The following is a 21,039-nucleotide window of genomic DNA, read 5'->3' on the forward strand; positions in this document are numbered from 1 at the left end:
CTGGCGCGGACAGTGTCACCTCATCCTGTTCTGCGCAAGATCGCTCAAGAGGCCAGCGGCGACGGTGATCTTGGCGAGCGTGGTTTCTCCCTTTTCCGTCAGCTGGGTCAATTGGTCGGTCACGCGGGAAATCCGGCTGAGATCGCTGTCCTGCCAGGCGCCGACGGGATTGCGCTCATCCTTCTTGTTCGTCAGCACCGCGATGGTGATGTCCTTGCGCGCGGTAGAGATGTCGTTGATGCTGCGCGAAAGGGCCATGGCCTCGTATTGCTCGGTTGCCGAAACCCGCTCGGCGGCGGCGAGCAGCCGGGCGATCCGCAGATTCTGGGTTACGCCAAAGTAGCTCTGTGCCGTGCGTGCCAGCGTCACGCCGGTATCGGCGGTGATCTGGATGATCTCCGGCACGAAGGTCAGCACGGCGAGAGCCGCGATTTCTTCGGCAAGTGCCGGCGGCACGCCGCGCTCGATGAAATAGTCGGCCCTTTGCCGTACATCCGCCTTTGCGTCCTCGGGAATCGAGCTTTGCAGGGCCGATTTCAGTTTCTGCAAGGCTTCGCGCAGCTGCTCGATCGCCTCGCCGAGCGGCGCCTGCATTGCCTTGGTCCTGAGCGTCCGTTCGGTGACGATGGCAAAGATACGTGCCGCCTCCTGGTAGAGCTCATTCTGCACCGCGCCGCTGATGACGTTGTCGAGCGCGTCGATGTCGCCATAGATGCGCTTCAGGTCGTAGCCGTCACGTGTCAGAACTGCGGCCTTGACCACGTCTGCCGGCATGAAGCCCGTCTGGTCGATCAGTGTGCTGACAAAAGCCGGCCCGCCGCGATTGATGACGTCGTTGGCGAGAACCGTGGCAATGATCTCGCGGCGCAGCCGGTGTTCATTGATGTCATTGGCATGCGCCTTGTGCATTTTCGCCGGGAAGTAATCACGTAGTGTTGTCGCGAGATAGTCGTCGTCCGGCAGTTCACTGGCGACGACTTCGTCGAACAGCACGATCTTGGCATAGGACACAAGTACGCCAATTTCAGCGCGTGTCAGGGCCTTGCCGCTTTGGTAGCGCTCGCTCAGGGCCAGATCGTTCGGCAGCACCTCCACTTTGCGGTTGAGATGGCCGTCGGCTTCCAGCCGGGTCATGAGCCGGGCAAGAGCCGTCCGGTTGCCGGCACCCAGCATTTCCGTCAGCGAGATCGCCAGAGACTGTTCGTAGTTGTTGCGCAGCACCAGTGCCGCCACTTCGTCAGTCATCGAAGCGAGCAGCGTGTTGCGCTTGGCGCGTGTCAACCGCTCGTCGCGCATGGCAGAGGCGAGCGCGATTTTGATGTTCACTTCCACGTCGGACGAATTGACGCCGGCGGAGTTGTCGATGGCGTCGGAATTGCAGCGCCCGCCCTTGAGGCCAAAGCCGATGCGGCCGCGCTGGGTAACACCCAGATTGGCGCCCTCGCCGATCACCTTGGCGCCGACATCGTCAGCGGTGATGCGGATAGGGTCGTTGGCGCGGTCGCCGACATCAGCGTCGGTTTCGGTCGCGCCGCGCACATAGGTGCCGATGCCGCCGAACCAGAGCAGATCGACCTGGCTTTTCAGGATCGCCGTCATGATTTCGAACGGTGTCGCCTGGCTTTTCTCGATGCCGATCGCTGCCATCGCCTGTGGCGTCAGCGTTACCGACTTTTCCGTGCGCGGAATGATCATCGCGCCGTCCGAAAGCGTCGAGCGGTCATAGTCCTGCCAGCTCGAGCGCGGCAGGTTGAACATGCGCTTGCGCTCGGCAAAGGATCTTTCGATATCCGGATCAGGATCGATGATGATGTCGCGATGGTCGAAGGCGGCGATCAGGCGGATTTTCTCCGACAGAAGCATGCCGTTGCCAAACACGTCGCCCGACATGTCGCCGACACCGGCGACACTGAACGGCGTCGTCTGGATATCGATGTTCATCTCGCGGAAATGCCGCTTGACGGTTTCCCAGGCGCCGCGCGCGGTGATGCCCATCTTCTTGTGGTCGTAGCCGGCAGAACCGCCGGAGGCGAAGGCGTCGTCCAGCCAGAAGCCGGCTTCCTGCGCGAGGCCGTTGGCCGTGTCGGAGAAGGTTGCCGTGCCCTTGTCGGCGGCAACGACGAAATAGGGGTCGTCACCATCCAGCCGCAGCGTATCGGCCGGTGCCACGATGTCCTGGCCGACAATGTTGTCGGTGATCGACAGCATGGTGCGGATATAGGTCTTGTAGGCCTCGGTGCCGGCCTTGAAGATCTCGTCGCGGGTGCCGCCGGCGGGCAGTTGCTTCGGATAGAAGCCACCCTTGGCGCCGACCGGCACGATGACGGCGTTCTTGACCTGCTGCGCCTTGACCAGGCCAAGCACTTCGGTGCGATAATCCTGCGAACGGTCCGACCAGCGCAATCCGCCACGGGCCACCTTGCCGAAGCGCAGGTGAACACCTTCGACCTGGGTGCCATAGACGAAGATTTCGCGGAAAGGCCGCGGCTCCGGCAGGCCATCGAGGATCTTCGGATCGAGCTTGAAAGCCAGCATCACCTTCGGATTACCGTCGGCGTCGCGCTGGAAATAGTTGGTACGCAGCGTCGCCTCGATGGCGTTGACGTAGCGGCGCAGGATCTGGTCTTCGTCCAAGCTCGGAACGGCGTTCAGGGCCTCCTCGATCGCTGCTTTCAGCGCTGTCGTACGCTTCGTTTTCGGCTTATCTTCCAGCGTGGGGTCCATGCGGGTGACGAAAAGCTTGAAGATATTTGTAGCGATGGCCGGATATTTGTTCAGCGTATCGGCGAGGTAACCCTGCGAATAGGTGATGCCGGTCTGGCGCAGATAGCGCGCATAGGCGCGCAGCACCGTGACTTCGCGGGCACTCAGGCCGGAAAGCAGGATCAGCCGGTTGAAGCTGTCATCCTCGATGACGCCGTTCCAGGCGGAAAGATAGGCTTCCTCCAGCATCGGGCCGGTCTTGTCGAGATTGAGCAGGTGCCCATCGCGATGGATCAATTCCATATCGTGCAGAACAACGAGGCGATCACCGCCCTTGGCGCAGGAGACGATAATGTCATGGGTCTGTTCGCTGATGACCCGGAAGCCGAGATTTTCCAGCAATGGAACGCGGTGCGAGAGCGAGACCGGTTCGCCGGCATGGAAAATCTTCAGTTCAAGCGATTCTGGGCCCTTGCCACGCTTCTGGTAGAAGGCGATGCGGATCGGGTCATCCAGGGAGCATGCAGCGATATCGGCGAGGTCGCTATGGGCTTCGGCTGGCGTAAAGGCTGCCTGATAGGCGGCGTTGACGGAGATCGACACCCCGTCATGACGGGCCAGCAAATTGAACCGGTCGATCCAGCGGGTGACGATATCGCGAACCGCGTCTTCAAGCTTTGCCTGCGCCACGCGCGGCGTCTTGCCGCCGGAACGGCCGATGATGAAATGCACGCGGGCAAGGCCGCCTTCCGGGAAAGCCGGGTAATAGGCGGAGACGCGGCCGTCATAGATGGTTTTCAGATAGAGCCCGATCTTTTCACGGACATCCGAATCATACTGTTCGCGTGGAACATAGACGATAACGGAAACGAAACGATCGAAATGGTCGATACGCGGCAGAACCCGGGTTCGTGGCCGGTCGGCCAGTTCGTTGATCTGTTCGCAGAAACTGGCCAGCAGGCTGACGTCGATCTGGAACAGGTCGTCGCGCGGATAGGATTCGAGCGTATTGGTCAGCATCTTACCGGAATGGCTCTGCGGATCGAAGCCGAAATGATCGACGATCTTCTCGACTTTGAAGCGCAAGAGCGGAATGTCTGCGGCAGGCCTCGTGTAGGCGCTGGACGTGAACAGGCCAACGATGCGCAGTTCGCCGGTGACATTGCCGGCCTCGTCGAAACGCTTGACCCCGATATAGTCCATATAGGCGCGGCGGTGGACGACCGATTTGACATTGGCCTTGGTGATAATGAGGAAATCCGGGCCGTTGAGGAAGGCCAGGATTTCCGGGGTCGTCAGCACGGCATCCTTACCCTGGCGCAGTACGCGCACATCGGGATTGGAGAGAATCCCGAGGCCCCGGCCCTCGCCGCGTTCCACCACGGCATCGTCGCCCTTGCCGGAATAGGTATACTCGCGCATGCCGAGGAAGGTGAAATTGTTGCCGCGTAGCCAGCGCAGGAAAGCCAGCGCCTCATCGCGGTCGCCCTTCTTGCGGCTTGGTGCGTGGTTTTCCAGTTCGTTCATGGCCTGGTCGAGCAGCGCCGTCATCGGGGTCCAGTCGCCGACTGCCTGATGAACCTGGGATAGCACGTTGGCAATCCGCTCCTTCAGGTCTTCGGCCTCGGTGCCGGTCAGGCGGGTCATATGAATCTGGATATGGCTGATCCGTGTAGCCGGATCGCTCTTCTCTTCCGGATCGAAGATCTTAGCTGGCTTCCCGGCCTCAAGAACCAGAATGGGATGCACGGCAAGAAGAATGTCGCGATGGGTGCTGGTCACCTCACCCATGATCGAGTCGTAGAGGAATGGCATGTTGCGATCGGTCACGGAGAGAACCGAAACGTCGTCGCCATTGGGGGCAATGCCCTCGATGGTCTCCACGCTGATCACCGGACGGTCGCTTTCCTTGCGGTTGATCGCCGTCAGCGCGTGGGCGGCGGTCAGCGCCAGCATCTCCGGCGTATAGGCATCCAGATCATCATGGCTGGCGCGGCGAAACAGGATTTCCGGAGCGAGCATTTTTAGCCCCAGGACCTTGCCGGCTTCACTGACTGCTTCGAAATGACGGTCTTTTTTCGGATTGTATTTGGTGCCCATGACGTAACTCCCCGCAATCACCATTTTGGCCGAACCTACCAGAAGAATTGCCCATAGCGATTGTTTTTGTAGCCATTTTTCGGTCAGATTGATCCAAATCGGAATGGCTTTGTGAAATTTTCGGCAAGTTTTCGCCGATTTTCGAATTCAATCGGTTGTATTCGCATATTTCATTGTCCTCATGGACGAGGCCGAAATGAGCCTTCCGATCTTTTGGCAGCCGCAGTTGACAGCGGCATGACTGTCGGGCGATCTGGACAGGTCGAAACAGCGGAAAATCAGAAATGTCCGAGCCTGCCCCCGGCGCCGTCATCGTCATTTCCAGCCATGTGATTCGCGGATCCGTTGGCAATCGCGCAGCCGTCTTTGCGCTTGAGACGCTGGGCTATCCGGTCTGGGCTGTGCCGACGGTTATCCTGCCCTGGCATCCCGGCCATGGGCCGTCGACGCGGGTGACGGTGGGTGCCGAGGATTTCGACCGGTTGATTGACGATCTGATCCGCGCGCCGTGGTCGGGCGAAGTGCGCGCTGTCCTGTCCGGCTATCTCGGTGGAGCCCACCAGGCAGAGGGCGTTGCCCGCCTGGTCGAGGCCTTGCGCGTGAAGAACCCTGATTTGTTCTATGCCTGCGATCCGGTGATGGGCGATGCGGGCGGGCTCTATGTCCCGGAAGCGACGGCCGTCGCGATGCGCGACCGTTTGCTGCCGCTTGCCTCGCTTGCCACGCCGAACCGGTTCGAGCTTTCCTGGCTTTGTGGCGTGGAACTTGAAACAAATGCTGCAATTCTCGAGGCGGCCCTTTCGCTCGGGCCGTCGCGCATGCTGGTCACCTCGGCCATCCCGATGATGCAGGGGGGCACCGGCAATCTCTACCTGTCCGGCAATCATGCGCTGCTGGCCGAACACCGGCTGATCGACAATCCGCCGAACGGGACCGGCGACCTCCTGGCGGCTTTGTTTGTTGCCCGGCTTCTGGAAGGGTTGAACGAGGAGCGGGCGCTGCAATTGGCGACCGCGAGCGTTTTCGAGATCATTGCCCGCACTGGCAAGCGCGGTGCCGATGAACTAACGCTGGAGCGGGATGCCGCCAGTCTGGCGACGCCGATGGCCATGGTTCAGATGCGGCGATTGCTGCATCCCGGGCAGAAACGGCGCTCTTGATATCGTTCGGCCGATCTACCTCTTGCCAGCACATGCCTTGAGCGAATAAACCGTTTCCACCCAAAGCAAACGATACGGAGAGTTTCACGGATATCACCGGCGGCGTGGGCTGCCGTAAATTTGCCTGTGTGCGGCGCACAAAGATGATATGTCGCGGGCTGTCGGCATGAGCATTTGTAAATGTCCACTAACTCAAAGAGCGGAGTGATCGAACATGCAGCGTTTCCCGAGCCAGTTGCTGAAGGGCTATAACAACTTCATGAGCGGCCGCTTCAGCGAGCAGCAACAGAGATACAAGGCCCTGGCGGAAACTGGTCAGCAACCGAAAACGCTTGTCATTGCCTGTTGTGACAGCCGTGCGGCGCCGGAAACCATTTTCGATAGTGGCCCGGGTGAACTGTTCGTCGTTCGAAACGTCGCCAATCTGATGCCGCCCTATGAGCCGGATGGTCACTATCACTCGACATCGGCGGCGCTGGAATTTGCGGTACAGGTTCTGAAGGTCAGCGATATCGTCGTGATGGGCCATGGCCGTTGCGGTGGCATCAAGGCTGCGCTCGACGTCAATGCCGAGCCGCTCTCGCCGGGGGATTTCATCGGCCGCTGGATGCACCTTCTGAAGCCGGCTGCCGAGCAGATCCAGAGCAACGAGGTGATGACCGCCGGTGAGCGCCAGAGGGCGCTGGAACGCGTGTCCATCCGCAACTCCATCGCCAATCTGCGGACTTTCCCGTGCGTTCAAATCCTCGAACAACGCGGCAAACTGCAGCTGCACGGTGCCTGGTTCGACATCTCGACCGGTGAGCTTTGGGTTATGGACGCGAAGAGCGGTGATTTCGGCCGGCCGGGAATGTGAACCTCCGCGCGGCGGGCACACATGGCCGTCAGACATCTGCGATGCCGGTAATCCGCACCTGATCCCGCGTTGCCGCTTCACGTCAAATAAAAATCCGCAGCCTGGTTTCCCGGGCTGCGGATTTTTTTTGTTCCTAAAACTGCGTTGCGGATCAGCGGCCGTCGATTTCGGCGCCGATGATGGCGATTGCCTGCTGATAGACACTGGCGGCGTTCCAGCCCTGGATCGCGCCGAAATTGGCTTGGCCGGGCTGATAGCCGGCGCCGGCGCTCCAGCCGTGGCCGCGCAGGAAGTTGGCGGTCGAGGCAAGTGCGTCCGCCTTGGAGCGGACCATGTCGATATGGCCGTTGCCGTCACCATCGACGCCGTATTTCAGCACATTGGCCGGCAGGAACTGCGTCTGGCCGATTTCGCCATGCGCTGCACCGCGGGCGTCGGGGCTAAGGTCGCCGCGCTGCACGAGGGTTAGCGCCGCATAGAGTTGGTTGGTGAAGAAGTCGGAACGGCGGCAGTCAAACGACAGTGTCGCGACGGCCGAGAGCGTGTGTTCCTTGCCCAGGAAGCCGCCGAAACCGGTTTCCATGCCCCAGATCGCGATGATCGGGCCGGCCGGCACGCCGTAGCGGTTTTCGATGGAGTTGAAGAGGGCGGCGTTCTGCGCCTTCATCTTCTTGCCGCGCGAAATGATCGTCTGGCCGCCACGCTTCTGCATGAACTGGTCGAGCGACAACTTGAAGCTCTTCTGGCCGCGGTCGGCGCGGATCGTCGCCTTGTTGTAGGTGACGTTGGCAAAGGCCTTGTTCAGCACCGCCGGGCTGATGCCACGTCCTGCGGCTTCGCCCTTGAAGTTCTCGACCCAGGCATCAAAGCCTGCCGATGTGTTGCTGCATTGCGCAGCCGATGCCATCGACGGCAGAATTGCCGTCGCGACCATCGCCGTGAAACCTGCCAGTACGCACTTTGCCTTGCGCATGAAATACCCCGTATTGCCTGAATCCAAATTTGTGTCCGCAAAATGCCAGTCTTTGCGGTTTCTGTCACGACGTTGGTACAGTATCGGGAGGGCGTGTTTCACGTGAATCCTCCTTTTGACTATGAAAAAACGTCGCAGTTGCCTTTTTACAAAGAAGCCCCGCATCCCGTTTAACGGATCATGCGAGGCTTTCACCCAATCGTGATGATAAAACCGACAGGTTGGTATCATCACGATTGGGTATAATTGGTTAAAACTTTATAATTTCTGATCAGGCGGCCTGTTTCTTCGCCTTGATCAGGCCGCGATTGACGAGAAGCTCGGCAATCTGGATGGCGTTCAAGGCTGCGCCCTTGCGCAGGTTGTCGGAAACAACCCACATGTTCAGGCCGTTCTCGACTGTCGCATCTTCGCGGATACGCGAGATATAGGTGGCGTCTTCGCCAGCCGATTCGTAAGGCGTGATGTAGCCGCCGTTCTCGTGCTTGTCGATGACGATGCACCCCGGCGCCTCGCGCAGGATATCGCGGGCCTGATCGGCGCTGATCTCGTTTTCGAATTCGATGTTGACCGATTCCGAATGGCCGATGAAGACGGGAACGCGCACGGCGGTGCAGGTCACCTTGATCTTCGGGTCGAGCATCTTCTTGGTTTCAGCCAGGACCTTCCATTCTTCCTTCGTGTAGCCGTCTTCCATGAAGCTATCGATATGCGGGATGACGTTGAAGGCGATGCGCTTGGTGAACTTCTTCGATTCGACCGGATCGGCGACGAAGACGGCGCGGGTCTGGTTGAACAGTTCGTCCATGCCTTCCTTGCCGGCGCCGGACACCGACTGATAGGTTGAGACGACAACGCGCTTGATCTTGGCAAAGTCATGCAGCGGCTTCAGCGCCACGACGAGCTGGGCTGTCGAGCAATTCGGGTTGGCAATGATGTTGCGCTTGGTGAACTGGGTGATGGCGTCCGGGTTTACTTCCGGCACGATCAACGGCACGTCCTGATCGTAGCGCCAGGCCGACGAGTTATCGATGACGACGCAGCCCTGTGCGCCGATCTTCGGCGACCACTTCAGCGACACGGCGCCGCCGGCCGACATCAGGCAGATATCGGTGTCGGAAAAATCGTAATTTTCGAGGTTCTTGACCTTCAGCGTCTTGTCGCCGAAGGAAACTTCGGTGCCCTGGCTACGGGCCGAGGCCAAAGCCACGACTTCATCAGCCGGAAAGCCGCGTTCTTCGAGGATGTTCAGCATTTCGCGGCCGACATTTCCGGTCGCGCCGGCAATAGCAATCTTGAAACCCATTGTCTTTGCTCTCTTTCTGTCTCTCCGCGGGGCTTTGGGGGAAACCCGCCGGCCAAAGGCGCGGGTTTCAGGTCCCCAGCCGTGCCGGGGAGAGAGCGGTGGCCAGAGACGTCAGACGGTTTTCGTCGTCGTTTTGGCCGTTGTTTTGGAAGATATCGAGAAAGAACGAACCCGCCCGGCAGCGAATGCCGGGGCGATCAGCGCAGCGATGGCGTAATCAAAACGGTGCATGGTGGGTCCTTTTCCGCTGCTGCTCTTACGCGGTTTTGGCGCAGAGTCAACAGAAAGCTGAGAATACGCGTCAGGAAGACAGGCCTGCCAGCCTGCTGTCAAAACGTTACGCAAGTGTCATGCCGCTGTCATCCTGGGTGACTATTGCGGGCCGTCATTACCGGACGAAACCAAAAAGGGGTTTTCCATGCGTATGCTTCTGTCGGCGCTTGCCGCCACGACAATCCTCGCTGGGGCGGCACAGGCCGCCACCGTTTATCCGCTGGATCGTGCAACGATCCTCGCCGGCTCCCCATTCGATTTCAAGGTCGAGTTCAAGTCCGTCGTCAAGCCGGAAGACGTCAAGATCACCGTCAACGGCCAGGATTACAAGGCGGTGCTCGGCAAGGAAGCCGAATTCGTCGCCGAGGAAAAGGGCAAGGAAGACAAGGTGCTGGGCTCGGCATTGATCGCCCGCGATCTCGTCCTGCCGACCGAAGGCGCCTACACGATCGAAGTGACCGCCGGCTCGGAATCGAAGTCTGTCACCTGGGACGTCTACAACACCGGCGAAACCGCCAAGGCCAAGAACGTCATTTTCCTGATCGCAGACGGCTTCTCGGTTGCCCATCGCACCGCTGCCCGCATCATGTCCAAGGGCATGGCCGAGGGCAAGGCAAATGGCCGTCTGAACCTTGACGACATCCCGCCGGCCGCCTTCATCGGCACCTCGGCAACCGATGCGGTCGCTACCGACTCGGCCAACACCATGTCCGCCTACATGACCGGTCACAAGACGGCCGTGAATGCCATCGGCGTCTATGCCGACCGCACCCCGGATTCGTTCGATGACCCGAAGGTTGAGAATATTGCCGAAGCCATCCGCCGCCAGACCAAGAAGTCGATCGGCATTATTTCGACCGCCGAACTGCAGGATGCGACACCGGCAGCCGTTGTCGCCCATACCCGCAAGCGCGGCGACAAGGCCGAGATCAACGGCATGCTGTTCGACGTGAAGCCGGACGTTATCCTGGGTGGTGGCTCGGCTTACTTCCTGCCGCAGGCCACGCCGGGCTCGAAGCGCAAGGACGACAAGGACTATGTCAAGTTGTTCCAGGACGCCGGCTATACGCTTGCAACCGACAAGACCGAACTGGCGGCTGCGGCCGGGACCAACACCGGCAAGATTCTCGGGATCTTCCACACCGGCAACATGGACACCACGCTCGACCGTGAGTTCCTCAAAAAGGGCACAGTCGAGAAGTTTCCAAATCAGCCTGGCCTCGTCGAGATGACCACGGTCGCCCTCGACAACCTGTCGAAGAACCCGGAAGGCTTCTTCCTGATGGTCGAAGCTGCCAATGTCGACAAGATGTCCCACCCGCTTGATTGGGATCGTGCCGTCGTCGATACGATCGAATTCGACAAGGCAATCGGCGTTGCCCGCGAATTCGCCGCCAAGAACCCCGACACGCTGATCATCGTCACTGGTGACCACACACACGGCGTTTCGATCATCGGCACCGTCGATGACGAAAAGCCGGGCACCGAAATGCGCGAAAAAGTCGGCACGTATGCAAGCGCCGGCTTCCCGAACTATACCGATGAAAACAATGATGGTTATCCGGATAAGGTCGATGTGACCCGCCGTCTGTTCCTCAATGCCAACAACGGCCCGGACCACTATGAAACCTTCCGTCCGAAGCTGGATGGTCCGTTCGTTCCGGCAATTCAGAACGAAAAGAAGGAATATGTAGCCAACGAGGCCTACAAGGATGTGCCCGGCGCAGTCTTCGTGCCCGGCAACATTCCGAAGGAAGGCGATTCAGGCGTTCACGCAGTCGACGACGTCGTGCTGCAGGCTGTCGGCCCCGGTTCGGAAGGCTTCAAGGGCTATATGGAGCAGAGCGACGTGTATCGCGTCCTCGCCGATGCGTTCGCTCTCGGCGTCAAACAGACCAACTGATCCATGATCGCGTCCGGCGGGCTGCTTGCAGCCCGCCGGATTCCGTTTCCGGTTCAGGCTGCGGCTTGAGCCCCAGCCACTCCGCGAGGAGATCGCCCATGACCCATGTTGCTCCGCAGTTGACCCGGCGTACCGTGATGACGCTGCTCGCAGGCTTGCCCTTGCTGGCAGTTGCGCGTCCGGCCGCGGCCGCCCTTCCCGCGCTGGCCTTCGATGAACTCTACAGCAAGTTTGGCGTTCTCGGGCTGGAGTTCTCCGAAAAGGTAAAGTCGCTCGCCGGTCAGGAGATCACCATCAAGGGCTTCATGGCGCCGCCGCTGAAGGCCGAGGCTGCCTTCTTCGTGCTGACCGAAATTCCGATGTCGATCTGCCCGTTCTGCTCGACCGATTCGGACTGGCCGGACAATATCGTCGTTGTCTATCTCGGTGAGAAACAGACATTCGTGCAGCCTTCGCAGACGATCGAAGCGCGCGGCGTGCTTGAGTTCGGGTCATGGACCGATCCGGAAACCGGCTTTGTCAGCCTGCTGCGGTTGCGCAACGCTGAATATGCTTCGGTATAGTCCTGATGTTATCGCTAGAGCTTAGCCGGATTTCCGTTTCTTATCCCGGCCTCCTTTCCCCAGTCCTTGATATCCCCTCTTTGTCTGTTGCAGCCGGTAGCCGTATCGCGGTCACCGGCGCGTCGGGTTCGGGCAAGAGCACCCTGGTGAATGTCCTCACCGGGCTTGAGCGCTGTGCAGCGGGTGGTTCTATCTGCTGGGGTGATGCCGATATTGCCGGAATGTCCGAGCGCGGCCGCGATCGCTGGCGTGGGGCGCATATCGGCCTGATCATGCAGGACTTCCATCTCTTTCCAGGCCTAAGCGCGGTCGATAACATCCTCCTGCCCGCCCGGCTATCGCGTGCGATGAAACCCGGCGATCCCGACCGGGCGCTGATGCTGCTTTATGCGGTCGGCCTTTGCCGCGCCGACCAGAAAATCGAGACCATGTCCCGGGGTGAAATGCAGCGTGTGGCGATTGCCCGGGCGCTGCTTCGCAAACCCGGCGTTCTGATCGCCGATGAGCCGACGGCCAGCTTGGACAGCGAAAGTGGCGACGCGGTTGCCCGCCTGTTGATCGATCTTTCCGTCAGCAACGAGAGTACGCTGATTGTCGTCTCGCACGATCCGCGCCTGACGGGCCAGCTTGATCGCCGCATCACGCTGTCGGCCGGGCGGATCGCCTCGGACCGCGCCCATCGGGAGAAGGCGGCGTGACCCGTTTCATTTTTGCCGATCTGCGCCGTCTCTGGGCGGGCTCGCTGGTCGTCGTGCTTCTGATCGCCTTTGCCACCGCGCTTGGCGTCGCTGTCACGCTGCAGGAAAGGGCGCTCAGGCTTGGCAGCGCCCGTGCCGCCGACCGGTTTGACCTCGTGGTCGGTGCACCCGGCAGCGAAACGCAACTGCTGCTTTCCTCCGTCTTCCTGCAGCCCTCTCCCCTGCCCCTGATGCCGGGCAATGTGCTGGGCAAGCTTGCGGCCGATCCGCGCGTTGCCTGGGCAGCGCCCGTCGGCTTCGGCGATTCCTTCTCCGGCTATCCGATCGTCGGCACGTCCACCGCGCTCACCACCAATTTGTCGGCACTCAAGGAGGGCCGGGTATTTTCCAAGGCAGGCGAAGCCGTCATCGGCGCGGCGGTGACGCTGCCGCTCGGTTATGAGGTCAAGCCGACCCACGGACTTGCCGCACTCGGCGGTGAAACCCACACCGAACTCGCCTATCGGATCACCGGCCGGATGGCGGCAACCGGTACGTCCTGGGACCGGGCGATCCTGGTGCCGATCCAGTCGGTCTGGAACCTGCACGGAATGGGCGGACATGCGGATGAGCACGATCACGCTGCCGAAGCGGGCGAGGCTCATAATGCGGAAGAGCCCGGTCATGAGGATCACGCCGGTGGTCACGGGCATGGTCATGTCGACCCGGATGCTCCCCTTGATGAAAACTGGACGGCGGAGGCACCCGGTCTTCCTGCCATTCTCGTCAAGCCAAAAACCATCGCCGACGCCTACAAGTTGCGGCAGGATTATCGCGGCAACGGCACCCTTGCGGTGTTTCCAGGCGAGGTGCTGACCAATCTCTACGCGACGCTTGGCGATGCCAAACGGGTTCTGTCGGCCGTTGCCGTCGGGGCGCAGATCCTTGTCGCTGCCGCCGTCCTGATGGTCACAGTCATGCATATCGGCCAGCGGCGCCGGCAGATCGGCGCGCTCAGAGCCTTTGGCGCGCCGCAATCGGCTGTTCTTGCGATCGTCTGGCTGGAACTTTTCATCCTGATCGCGCTTGGCATTCTCTTCGGCTTTGCCATCGGTTACGGTGCCGCGATCCTGCTGTCGGCGATGTTTTCGGGTGAAAGCGGCATTGTTCTGCCGGTTGGTTTCATCCGTGACGATCTGAAGAGCGTGGCAGCCATCGTGCTATTCTCCGCCATGCTTGCGCTTGCACCGGCGCTTCTCGCCTATCGCCAATCCCCGGCCGCAGCGCTCCGCGCCTGATCGCCGCATTCGACTAAAGTCATAATCCCAAAGCCGCTCTGCCACCCCAGGGTGTTTTCTGCCATTTTGGTCTCATGGCGCATTCCGCTTCGGTATCAGGGAGGATTCCGAAGCATTCAAGGGTGCGCACAAAGCCGTTTTTGAGTGGAGGACAAACGAAATGGCAGATGTCGCAGCAGCGTCCGGTGCAAAAAGCGCACCGATGACGGGCGAGCAGAAGAAGGTGATTTTCGCCTCTTCGCTCGGTACGATCTTCGAGTGGTACGATTTCTATCTCTACGGTTCGCTGGCCGTCTATATCGGCGCAACCTTCTTTTCCCAATATCCTGAAACCACCCGTAACATCTTCGCCCTGCTTGCCTTTGCGGCGGGCTTCCTCGTGCGTCCGTTCGGCGCGCTGGTATTCGGCCGTCTCGGCGATCTCGTCGGGCGTAAATATACCTTCCTCGTCACCATTGTGATCATGGGCCTGTCGACATTCCTGGTCGGCATCCTGCCCGGTGCCGCGTCGATCGGTATTGCTGCTCCGATCCTGCTCATCATTCTGCGCATGCTGCAGGGCCTGGCGCTCGGCGGCGAATATGGCGGTGCTGCCACCTATGTGGCCGAACACGCGCCACAGGGCAAACGCGGATATTTCACCTCCTGGATCCAGACGACGGCAACGCTCGGTCTGTTCCTGTCGCTGGTGGTGATCGTCGGCGTGCAGATGCTGCTCGGCAAGGAAGCCTTCGCAGCCTGGGGCTGGCGCATTCCGTTCCTGCTCTCCTGCCTCCTGCTCGGCGTATCCGTCTGGATCCGCATGAAGATGAATGAATCTCCGGCCTTCAAGAAGATGAAGGAAGAAGGCAAGGGCTCCAAGGCACCGCTGACGGAAGCTTTCGGCCAGTGGAGAAATGCCAAGATCGCGCTTCTGGCGCTGTTCGGTGCCGTCGTCGGCCAGGCCGTCGTCTGGTATTCCGGCCAGTTCTACGCGCTGTTCTTCCTGCAGAACATCCTCAAGGTTGATGGCCAGGCAGCAAATATCATGGTCGCCTGCTCGCTGTTGATCGGCACCGGCTTCTTCGTCTTCTTCGGCTGGCTGTCCGACAAGATCGGCCGCAAGCCGATCATCATGGCCGGCCTGCTTCTCGCCATGCTCACCTACTTCCCGCTGTTCAAGGCCCTGACCTGGGCCGGTAACCCGGCTTTGGCCGAAGCACAGGAAACGGTCCGCGCAACGGTCACGGCCGCTCCGGATGACTGCAAGTTCCAGTTCAATCCGACTGGCACGGCAAAGTTCACCACATCCTGCGATATCGCCACGTCGTTCCTGACCCGCAACTCGGTTCCGTATGACGTCGTTCCCGGCCCGGCGGGTTCGCCGGCAACGGTGAAGATCGGTGAAGAAACGGTCACCAGCTATGACGCAATTGCCGCTGGCGACAAGGCCAAGGCATCCGGTTCCGCCTTCGAAAAGCAGATCAACATCGCGCTTCACGATGCCGGTTATCCGCTCGTTCGTGGCGCCGCCAAGGTTCCGGAAAGCAAGCTGGACGGCTTCGTTGCCGCCAATCCTGAACTGGCGCTTGATGCCGCAGCCGTTCGCGGCGGCGACAAGGCATCCATGACCGGCGAACAGCTGGTTGCGGCCAAGCTCTTGACGGCGGAAGAAGCTGCCGGCGTCACCGAAATGCCTGTTTACACCATCGACAAGGGCGGCTCCTTCTCCATGGTCGCCGATCCGGCCCGTGTCAGCTGGCTGACCGTCATCGCCGTGCTCACCGTGCTGGTCATCTATGTGACCATGGTCTATGGCCCGATCGCAGCGCTGCTGGTCGAACTCTTCCCGACCCGCATCCGCTACACCGGCATGTCCCTGCCCTACCATATCGGTAACGGCTGGTTCGGTGGTCTGCTTCCGGCAACGGCCTTCGCGATGAGCGCTGCCCAGGGCGATATCTACTATGGTCTCTGGTACCCGATCATATTCGCAGGCATCACGCTGGTGATCGGCATGCTGTTCCTGCCCGAAACCAAGGATCGCGATATTCACGCCATGGATTGATCCAGGCCGATATCGACACGGAAAAGCCCGGCGCAGCCCCTTGCGCCGGGCTTTTTCATTGAGCTTTAGCCGTCATTTCGAAGGCTGAAAACTGTTCTTCGGCCGGGGCCAGCCGGCCTCATCCAGCCGGAACAGCCAGTTTTGCCGGGCGAAGAAGAAGGCAGTCATCAGCGCCGTCCACAATCCCACCAAAAGCCCGGCCGCCACGTCGCTTGGATAGTGCGCGCCGACGATGATGCGGCTGATACCGATGGCCAAAGCGCCAAGCGCAAACGGGATGCGCAGCCGGGGGGCAAGCATCGAGAATGCGCCGAAAAACGAGCCGACGGCGGCGGAATGGCCGGACGGAAAACTCTGGAACACCCAGTCATGGCCGGAGAAGAACGAGATGCTGTGAGCGCCATATTCGGCGAACAATTCGGGTCGCGCCCGGCCGATCACCAGCTTCGCCAGATGCACGACGATGCTGGCGCTGCCGATCGTTACAAGGAAATATAGCGCCAACCGCCAACCGGTCTTCGTCTTCGAGGAAAACCCGTCGCTGCGCGATATCCGGTGGAGGATATAGGCAACGATGACGATCGAGCCGGAGCCGTAGATCATCCAGGCAAACGTACCGAAATCGGTGATCCGCTTGTTGAAGGCAACCACCCCGCCCGGCAGCGCCTGCGCCGTCTGCGAGATCATGCCGTCAAAGGGAAGCAGCGCCACAACCAGCAGGGCTGCCGCCATCAACAGCCAGAGAGACGAGGAGAGTGGTCGGTTCATGGAGGTGCTTTCTTGGCATGGCGCCCCTTCTTTCCTCCGTCATCCCTGCCCTTGTGGCGGGGATCCAGTTGCGGCGCGTCTGCGCTGCAGAGGACTCTCTGACGCGGCCTGAAATGGCTATCTGAGCAAACTTGTGAGTCTGGGGAGCGGATTCAACCCCATCCAAACAAAAACGGCATCCGGATCGTAATCCGGATGCCGTCCAATACTGTCAGTCTGGCAAAATTTAAGCCGAAAGCGCCTTGAACTCGGCAAGGATCGCATCGCCCATTTCGACGGTGCCAACGTTGCGAGCGCCGTCGGCCATGATATCGCCGGTGCGGATACCCTTGTCGAGAACGTTGGCGATCGCCTTTTCCAGGTTGTCGGCTTCCTTCACGAGGTTGAAGGAGTAGCGCAGGCACATGGCGAACGAGGCGATCATCGCGATCGGGTTGGCAATGCCCTTGCCGGCAATGTCCGGGGCCGAGCCGTGCACGGGCTCGTAGAGCGCCTTGCGCTTGCCGGTCTTGGCGTCCGGTGCGCCGAGCGAGGCGGACGGCAGCATGCCGAGCGAACCGGTCAGCATGGCTGCAACGTCGGACAGCATGTCGCCGAACAGGTTGTCGGTAACGATGACGTCGAACTGCTTAGGCGCACGAACGAGCTGCATGCCGCCGGCATCGGCCAGCATGTGATCGAGCGCGACGTCGGAATATTTTGCCTTGTGCGTTGCCGTCACCACCTGGTTCCACAACACGCCCGACTTCATGACATTGCGCTTTTCCATCGAGCAGACGCGGTTGCCGCGGGTGCGAGCCAGTTCGAAGGCGACGCCGGCAATGCGCTCGATCTCGTAGGTATCGTAGACCTGCGTGTCGATGCCGCGCTTCTGGCCATTGCCGAGATCGATGATCTCCTTCGGCTCGCCGAAATAGACGCCGCCAGTCAGTTCGCGCACGATCAGGATGTCGAGGCCTTCGACCAGTTCCGGCTTCAGCGATGAAGCATCGGAGAGCGCCGGATAGCAGATCGCCGGGCGCAGGTTTGCAAACAGCTGCATGTCCTTGCGCAGGCGCAGGAGGCCGGCTTCCGGGCGCACGTCGTAGGGCACGTCATCCCATTTCGGGCCGCCGACGGCACCAAACAGGACGGCATCCGCCGCCATTGCCTTTGCCATGTCGGCGTCGGAAATCGCAGCACCATGTGCGTCATAGGCCGATCCGCCGACCAGACCTTCGTCGGTCGTGAAGCCACCGGCCATTTCGGCGTTCATGTAGGCGATGATTTTGCGGACTTCCGCCATGGCTTCCGGGCCGATACCGTCGCCGGGCAGAAGGAAAAGATTGCGCACTGTCATGGGGCATTCCTCATATCGAAGGGTGGGCGTGTCAGATGTTGGCGCGTTCTTAACGCAACTTCCGTTCAAGGAAAATGCAGTTTTGGAAAGAATTGTGCGCGAAATGTCAGTTCCCGCCGGAACGAATGGCCTTGCGCAGCTGTGGGATTCTCCATCGGCCGGATATCTCTCCGGTCTTGCCGATGGAACAACCAATGCGCAAACTCATCTACTCCATAACCGTCATCCTGCGGCGCACGCTGGACTTGCTTCTGTTTGATGGCAGGCCGCGAAGATAAGGGGATCCTGTTCCATCCGGAACAGCGCCGGTATCCGGCCTGTGGGATTGTCCTGTCACGGGATGAGGGAAGCTCATCCACACGATCTCAAGGAGAGACCCCGCATGCGCAAGTTCGTTCTGACCGCCGCCGTTGCCGTCATTGCCGCCGCTTCTTTCGCAGTCCCCTCGCAGGCTGGCTATTACAGCGACGACTGCCGGCCCTATTGCCACGTCAAGAAGGTCAGAACCTACGATTATGACGGCAATCTGATCGTCAAGAAGGTCCGTGTCTGCGAATAAGCGCCCGCTGTTTCTGACGTTTTTCTTGAAAGCCCGGCTGTCCCTGTAGCCGGATTTTTAGTGCGGCTTGTCCCTTCTCCCCGTCAAAACGGGGAGAAGGTGCCCAACAGGGCGGATGAGGGGCTGATATGCCGCCAGTGCTCTTACCCCTTGAAAAACGCCAGCATATCCGGATTGACAATCTCCGGATGGGTCGAGAGCATGCCGTGCGGAAGCCCGTCATAGCTCTTCAGCGTTCCGTTCTTCAGCAGTTTTGCCGAGAGCGGGGCAGAGTCGTCATAAGGAACGATCTGGTCGTCGGTTCCGTGCAGCACAAGCACCGGAACGTCGATCTTCTTGAGGTCCTCGGTGAAATCGGTCTCGGAAAAGGCCTTGATGCACTCGTAATGGGCATTGGCAGCGCCCATCATTCCCTGCCGCCACCAGTTGTCGATCAGCCCTTGGGAAACCTTGGCGCCTGGGCGGTTGAAGCCGTAGAACGGGCCGGTTGGCACATCGATGAAGAACTGGGCGCGATTTGCCACCAGCGCGCTGCGCAGGCCGTCGAAGACGTCGATCGGCAATCCGCCGGGGTTTTTCTCGGATTTCACCATGACGGGCGGTACGGCGCCGACGATGACAGCCTTTCCGACGCGGCCCGGCTTGGCGCGCGCCACATAGTGGACGACCTCCCCGCCGCCGGTGGAGTGTCCGACATGGAAAGCGTTCTTGAGGTCGAGCGCATCGGCAAGTGCTGCTACGTCGGCAGCATAGGTATCCATTTCGTGGCCGGTCGATGTTTGCGTCGAGCGCCCATGGCCGCGCCGGTCATGCGCGATGACGCGGAACCCCTGCGCCAGAAAATAGAGCATCTGATTGTCCCAGTCGTCAGCACTGAGTGGCCAGCCGTGATGGAAGACGATCGGCTGGGCGTCGCGCGGCCCCCAGTCCTTGTAGAAGATTTCCGTTCCGTCGTTTGTGGTGATGCTGCTCATTCGTGTATTTCCTTCTGGGAGGACGGGGTGAAAGGCACGGCAGCAGAATGCCTGTCGTTCATGCCGGCGGCAATATCATAAAATTAGCAAGTAAGCAGGGATTTGCAGATCAGCTCCAGTCCTTTTCGCCCCGGCGCCATTTGTGCAGATCGTACCAGGCGACAAGAAGAAAGGCTCCGGCCAGCCCGAGATGTTCAAAGAAGAAGTTCATCGCCATGAAACGCTCCTGTCCCATCGGCATTTCCCAGAAGCGCAGCGCAATGAATGTGGCAGCCACTGTAAACAGGGCCAGAGACAGAGCGCCGATCCACCGCATGAAACCGCTGATGACCATGACCGAAGCGCTCAGCTGGAAGAGGATGACCACGGCGGCAATCGGCCTGGCCGGTAAAAGCGCGTATCGCTCCATCTCGGCGACAGCGGCGTTGAAGTCCATGAGCTTGGTCACGCCGCTCAGGATGAAGATTGAACAAAGTGCCAAAAGCCCCAGCCAGCGGATTGGATGGCTGGTGAAAACCGGCGTGCAGACACCGGCAAGTTTGGCTTCCATTCTCAAAAGCATGGTTTTCCCCTTCTGGCGTGGACGTTCAAACGCGATGCTACATGTCCGCGCGTTGAAATCGAACAGTTTTATCGGAATCGTCTTCCTCCAAAATCCCCGCTTTGAAAAACCGTGTCATGATCATGGGGTTCTGTCACGGATACACCGCAAGGCGTTTGCGGCGAGGCAGGGCTGGCGCTCCACGTGAAGCTTCGCCGTCTCTCGCAAGGAGGCTGCGAACGTCAGGCGGACCGGAAGGAGAGCCCCCGGAAAATGGATTCCCCCTGTCCTTCTGGGGCGGGTGTGCCTGTGTGGCACGCATGCCGGGATGAGGAGCGTGATGTACCGGAACCGTGATGCTGAACGCCGGAACCGGAAATCTATGTCGCGTCGATCGTCCCGGGTCAGAGAATCTGCAGTCGGGGTCTGTAGGGAGGAGAGCTCCCGAGAGAACGCCAAACGGGGCGCTGGAAGGCGTCAATTATATTAACTCATTAGAGACGGTTTCCAGTGCCCCGTCCGATTGAGTGCATGTTTTCAAAACCACGGCGGACACCGCCCGGGGATGTTTCTTGCTGCCGTCCGATCAGCCGATAAGAGGAAAACCGGTATGCCCTATATCAAGCCTCCGCCCCGCTCGCCTTCATCGGAGGTCTTCCTGCGCGTGGCGACCACGGTCTGGCTCAATCATCTCCGCTGCCGTGTCCGCCGCTGCCGGCGCGATGGTCATTGCCTCGGCAAGGTGGCGGCAAGCGGATTGCTTTTATGCATCCGCCCCATGAAAACCGAGGAAACCAGGGAGATGCTGGATTTTGTGACCTATACGGTCGAGCTGGCTACTCCAGAGGCGTTCGCGGCGGGTCTTGCAATGGCAAAAACGGATGAGGAGCGCGAGATGATCACCTTCCGGCGTCGCGTGTTTCTCTACTATCATCAGGAGCTGGCAAAGGCTGGATTGGAAGAACCTTTGGGGCCACCCTTCGTCGAAGGCTGATCCAT

At 60.1% G+C, this 21,039-nt stretch carries 17 protein-coding genes; 10 read left to right on the plus strand and 7 right to left on the minus strand.

Translation table 11 applies throughout. From position 1 onward, the window contains the following. Positions 1 to 15 precede the first annotated feature (15 nt). Entirely contained in the window at positions 16 to 4,803 is a 4,788-nt protein-coding gene (locus ACSQ3J_RS12430) for an NAD-glutamate dehydrogenase (RefSeq protein WP_060502525.1), read from the minus strand. A 284-nt stretch (positions 4,804 to 5,087) separates the two neighbouring features. Between ACSQ3J_RS12430 and pdxY the strand changes: the two genes are divergently transcribed. Together pdxY and ACSQ3J_RS12440 are read left to right on the plus strand one after the other, a co-directional pair. After that, the gene (gene pdxY, locus ACSQ3J_RS12435) at positions 5,088 to 5,963 is read left to right on the plus strand and encodes a pyridoxal kinase PdxY (RefSeq protein WP_436039265.1); all 876 of its coding nucleotides are present in this window, start codon (positions 5,088 to 5,090) and stop codon (positions 5,961 to 5,963) included. 214 nt (positions 5,964 to 6,177) lie between these two features. Next, positions 6,178 to 6,819: a carbonic anhydrase gene (locus ACSQ3J_RS12440; protein WP_060502527.1), complete on the plus strand. Its 642-nt coding sequence runs from the start codon at positions 6,178 to 6,180 to the stop codon at positions 6,817 to 6,819. A gap of 151 nt (positions 6,820 to 6,970) precedes the next feature. On the opposite strand, the gene ACSQ3J_RS12445 is transcribed toward ACSQ3J_RS12440, so the two are convergent. Both ACSQ3J_RS12445 and ACSQ3J_RS12450 read right to left on the minus strand, forming a co-directional pair. Continuing rightward, positions 6,971 to 7,792: a lytic murein transglycosylase gene (locus ACSQ3J_RS12445; protein ID WP_436039266.1), complete on the minus strand. Its 822-nt coding sequence runs from the start codon at positions 7,790 to 7,792 to the stop codon at positions 6,971 to 6,973. Between the two features lie 271 nt (positions 7,793 to 8,063). Next, complete coding sequence (locus ACSQ3J_RS12450; RefSeq protein WP_060502529.1) at positions 8,064 to 9,098, minus strand: aspartate-semialdehyde dehydrogenase; 1,035 nt, start codon at positions 9,096 to 9,098, stop codon at positions 8,064 to 8,066. A gap of 418 nt (positions 9,099 to 9,516) precedes the next feature. On the opposite strand from ACSQ3J_RS12450, the gene ACSQ3J_RS12455 reads away from it, so the two are divergent. The 5 genes from ACSQ3J_RS12455 to ACSQ3J_RS12475 all read left to right on the plus strand — a co-directional run bounded on the left by ACSQ3J_RS12455 (position 9,517) and on the right by ACSQ3J_RS12475 (position 15,859). Continuing rightward, positions 9,517 to 11,274 carry an alkaline phosphatase gene (locus ACSQ3J_RS12455; RefSeq protein ID WP_436039267.1) on the plus strand — a complete coding sequence of 586 codons (1,758 nt, stop codon included), beginning with the start codon at positions 9,517 to 9,519 and terminating at the stop codon, positions 11,272 to 11,274. A 137-nt stretch (positions 11,275 to 11,411) separates the two neighbouring features. Continuing rightward, a complete protein-coding gene (locus ACSQ3J_RS12460; RefSeq protein WP_436039340.1) occupies positions 11,412 to 11,837 on the plus strand; it encodes a hypothetical protein in 426 nt (141 codons plus the stop codon). Between the two features lie 5 nt (positions 11,838 to 11,842). Further along, positions 11,843 to 12,535 (plus strand): ABC transporter ATP-binding protein, encoded by a 693-nt coding sequence (locus ACSQ3J_RS12465; protein WP_436039268.1) that lies wholly within the window; start codon positions 11,843 to 11,845, stop codon positions 12,533 to 12,535. Beyond that, positions 12,532 to 13,812: an ABC transporter permease gene (locus ACSQ3J_RS12470; protein ID WP_436039269.1), complete on the plus strand. Its 1,281-nt coding sequence runs from the start codon at positions 12,532 to 12,534 to the stop codon at positions 13,810 to 13,812. Before ACSQ3J_RS12465 ends, ACSQ3J_RS12470 begins: the two co-directional genes overlap by 4 nt. A 160-nt stretch (positions 13,813 to 13,972) precedes the next feature. Continuing rightward, entirely contained in the window at positions 13,973 to 15,859 is a 1,887-nt protein-coding gene (locus tag ACSQ3J_RS12475; protein WP_060502534.1) for an MFS transporter, read from the plus strand. 72 nt (positions 15,860 to 15,931) lie between these two features. Here the strand turns inward: ACSQ3J_RS12475 and ACSQ3J_RS12480 are convergent, their stop codons facing one another. Together ACSQ3J_RS12480 and leuB are read right to left on the minus strand one after the other, a co-directional pair. Further along, positions 15,932 to 16,627 (minus strand): phosphatase PAP2 family protein, encoded by a 696-nt coding sequence (locus tag ACSQ3J_RS12480; RefSeq protein ID WP_060502535.1) that lies wholly within the window; start codon positions 16,625 to 16,627, stop codon positions 15,932 to 15,934. A gap of 226 nt (positions 16,628 to 16,853) precedes the next feature. Then, positions 16,854 to 17,966 (minus strand): 3-isopropylmalate dehydrogenase, encoded by a 1,113-nt coding sequence (gene leuB / locus ACSQ3J_RS12485; RefSeq protein WP_060502536.1) that lies wholly within the window; start codon positions 17,964 to 17,966, stop codon positions 16,854 to 16,856. Positions 17,967 to 17,994: 28 nt separating this feature from the next. On the opposite strand from leuB, the gene ACSQ3J_RS12490 reads away from it, so the two are divergent. Then, positions 17,995 to 18,225, plus strand: a complete 231-nt coding sequence (locus ACSQ3J_RS12490) for a hypothetical protein (RefSeq protein WP_156393925.1) — start codon at positions 17,995 to 17,997, stop codon at positions 18,223 to 18,225. Between the two features lie 123 nt (positions 18,226 to 18,348). Beyond that, positions 18,349 to 18,525, plus strand: a complete 177-nt coding sequence (locus tag ACSQ3J_RS12495) for a hypothetical protein (protein WP_156393924.1) — start codon at positions 18,349 to 18,351, stop codon at positions 18,523 to 18,525. A 143-nt stretch (positions 18,526 to 18,668) separates the two neighbouring features. On the opposite strand, the gene ACSQ3J_RS12500 is transcribed toward ACSQ3J_RS12495, so the two are convergent. Further along, positions 18,669 to 19,499, minus strand: a complete 831-nt coding sequence (locus tag ACSQ3J_RS12500; RefSeq protein ID WP_060502537.1) for an alpha/beta fold hydrolase — start codon at positions 19,497 to 19,499, stop codon at positions 18,669 to 18,671. A 109-nt stretch (positions 19,500 to 19,608) separates the two neighbouring features. Further along, positions 19,609 to 20,061, minus strand: coding sequence for a DoxX family protein (locus ACSQ3J_RS12505; RefSeq protein WP_051980825.1), 453 nt, complete (start codon positions 20,059 to 20,061; stop codon positions 19,609 to 19,611). Positions 20,062 to 20,650: 589 nt separating this feature from the next. Here ACSQ3J_RS12505 and ACSQ3J_RS12510 point away from each other — a divergent pair. Then, complete coding sequence (locus ACSQ3J_RS12510; protein WP_060502538.1) at positions 20,651 to 21,034, plus strand: hypothetical protein; 384 nt, start codon at positions 20,651 to 20,653, stop codon at positions 21,032 to 21,034. The last annotated feature ends 5 nt before the right edge of the window (positions 21,035 to 21,039 follow it).

Origin of the sequence: Rhizobium sp. LjRoot98, from assembly GCF_964252935.1 — a bacterium.
In the GTDB taxonomy this organism is placed as follows: Bacteria; Pseudomonadota; Alphaproteobacteria; order Rhizobiales; family Rhizobiaceae; genus Pararhizobium.